The sequence below is a fragment of the Mycobacterium europaeum genome, from assembly GCF_002102155.1.
Classification (GTDB): Bacteria; Actinomycetota; Actinomycetes; order Mycobacteriales; family Mycobacteriaceae; genus Mycobacterium; species Mycobacterium europaeum.
The window spans coordinates 1-3008 of record NZ_LQOU01000063.1; the positions used below are offsets into that span (position 1 = coordinate 1).

Annotated in this window: 1 protein-coding gene; it reads right to left on the reverse strand. The window is 69.8% G+C overall.

The window, feature by feature from the left end:
* Positions 1-3008, reverse strand: a 3008-nt coding sequence (locus AWC03_RS24050) for a non-ribosomal peptide synthetase (protein WP_142278507.1), incomplete at both ends; no start/stop codon positions are given.

The following is a 3008-nucleotide window of genomic DNA, read 5'->3' on the forward strand; positions in this document are numbered from 1 at the left end:
CCGTCGCCAACGGACTACGGGCCACCTGCGCGGCGAACAACGCCGGAATCGACACCGGCACCCACGGCCGCGTCAGCGCATCTTGGTTGCCGAGGGCGCGCAGGCGGGCATTTTCGGATTCGTCGAGGACGTCGACGTCCGAGAGCGTGCGGGTCGCGTCGGTGGTCAACGAAACCAACACCCGCCGCAAACGGTCGATCAGGGCCGCGACGGTGCCGGTGTCGAACACATCGGTGCGGAACTCCACGGACCCGCCGATGCCGGCGGGCTGTCCGTCGTCGGTCCAGCGTTCGGCCAATGAGAACACCAGATCCATGCGGGCCGTGCGCATGTCGAGCGGCAGCGACGTCACCCGGACGTCGCCCAGGTGCAAGTCGGCGGGCCCGTTGTTCTGCCAGGTCAGCATGACCTGCACCAGCGGATGGTGGGTGAGGCTGCGGGTGGGGTTGAGCCGTTCCACGAGCACCTCGAAGGGCACGTCCTGATGCTCGTAGGCGGCGAGGCTGCGCTGCCGCACCTGCGCCAACACCTCTGCGAGACTGGGGTTTCCGGCCAGATCGACCCGGAGCACCAGGGTGTTGACGAAAAAGCCCACCAGTTCGTCCAGCGCCGGATCCCGGCGCCCGGCGATCGGGAAGCCCACCGCCACATCGGAGGTCGCGCCGACTTTTGCCAGCAGCACCGCCAGGGCGGCCTGGAGCACCATGAAGCTGGTCGCGTTGTGCTCGCGAGCGATCTCACGGACGCGCTGTTGCAGCTCCGCCGGCCACTCCACCGCCACGCTGGATCCGCGATGGTCGGCCTCCGGCGGGTACGGCCGGTCGATGGGCAACGCGAGACGCTCGGGCAGTCCGGCCAAAGCCTGTTGCCAGTACCGCAACTGCCCCGCGATGGCGCTGTCAGGGTCGTCCAGTGCGCCCAGGCCGGCCTGCTGCCATAGCGTGTAGTCGGCGTACTGCACCGCCAGCGGCGCCCACGCGGGCGCCTCGCCCGCGCACCTGCTGGCATAGGCCACCCCGAGATCGCGCACCAGCGGCGTCAGGGACGACCCGTCGGCGGCGATGTGGTGGATGACCGCCACCAACACATGCCGGTCCGGGGAGACCCGGAAAAGCTTCGCGCGCAACGGTATTTCGGTGGCCAACTCGAAGGTGTGGCGGGCAGTGTCCTCGATGGCCTCGTCGAGGCGGCCGGCCGACCACTCGACGGCGTCCACCACTCGCCAGCCGAAGTGGGCGCGCTCGGCGGGGACGACGACCTGCCGGGGTGTCCCGAGCGGTGCGGCAAACACCGTGCGCAGGCTTTCGTGCCGGGCCACCACGTCGGCGAGCGCCATCCCGAGCGCCTCGACATCCAGGGGCCCGTCCAGCTGCATCGCCGCGGGCAGGTTGTAAACCGGCGACGGCCCCTGCAACTGATCGGTGAACCACAAGCGGGATTGGGCGAACGACAACGGCACCACCGCCGGCCGCGCACCGGCCACGACGCGGGTGGGGCGGCCCTCGCCCGCACCGAGATGCTGGGCCAACTGCCGGATCGTGGGCGCCTCGAACAAGGTTCGTACTTGGAGGTGGGCGCCCAGACCGGTAGTGACCGCCGCGACCAGACGCATGGCCGACAATGAATCCCCGCCGAGGTCGAAAAAGGACTCCTCGACCCCGACGCGCGGCAGCCCCAGGACCCGCGCGTAGATGCCGGCGAGGATTTCCTCCACTGGAGTCGCCGGAGGCCGGTATTCCCCACTTTCCTGGTAGTCGGGTGCAGGCAGGGCGCGGGTGTCGAGTTTGCCGTTCAGGGTCAGCGGCAATTCGTCGAGCGCGACGACGGCGGCCGGAAGCATGTAGTGGGGCAGCCGGTCGGCGAGCCGGGCGCGGACCTCGGTCGGGTCGGCGGTGCCGGCGATGTAGGCGACCAGGCGCTTGTCGCCGGGGCGGTCCTCGCGGACGGCCACCGCGGCCTGCCTAACGCCATCCAAATCGGTTAGCGCGGTATGGATTTCGCCGATCTCGATGCGGTAGCCGCGGATCTTGACCTGCTCGTCGGCCCGCCCTAGGTATTGCAGCTGTCCGTCGGCTCCCCAGCGCACCAGGTCCCCGCTGCGATACATCCGTTGTCCCGGTGCTCCGAAGGGGCACGCCACGAACCGCGACGCGGTCAGACCCGCCCGGCGGACATACCCATGCGCCACCCCATGACCGGCCACGTACAACTCGCCCTGCACGCCGGCGGGCACCGGGTTGAGCCACCGGTCCAGCACGAAGAAACCCAGGTGCGGCAGTGGCACTCCGATGGGGCTGGCGCCGCTGTCGAGGTCGCCGTCGCCGATCTTCCGGAACGAGGCGTGCACGGTGGTCTCGGTGATGCCATACATGTTGATCAGCCGGGGCGCCCCCGGCCGGTGGCGCAACCACCCGGCCAGCCGCTGCGGTTCCAGGGCCTCGCCGCCGAACACCACGGTCCGCAGTTTCAGCTGTTGGCCCAGCGCGGGCGAGAGCGCGTAGAACGCCGAGGGGGTGTGGCTGAGGACGCTGACCTGTTCGCGAATCAGCGTGGCGTGCAGTTCTTCTGGTGAGCGGACCACGGTGTCGGGCACGATCACCAGCCGGGCGCCGCGCAGCAGCGCCCCGAAGATCTCCCACACCGAGAAGTCGAAGGCCAGCGAGTGGCATTGCGACCACACCCGCCCGAACGCCAGCTCACGGTTGACGGACTCGAGCAGCTGGGTGACATTGCGGTGCGGCACCGCCACGCCCTTGGGGACCCCGGTGGTTCCGGACGTGTAGATGATGTAGGCGATATCCTCCGGTGACGGCGCCGGCAGCCCGTCGCCGGGTCGGGTCTCGGTGGGGGGCTCGCCGATGTCGATGAGAGCCAGGCCGGGCCCGTCGAGCCGGGGCCGCAAGTCAGGGGTGACAATCGCGGCGGCCGGCTTGGCGTCGGTGAGCATGAATTCGATGCGTGTTGGCGGCAGTGCGGGGTCGATGGGCAGGTAGGCCGCCCCGGCCTTG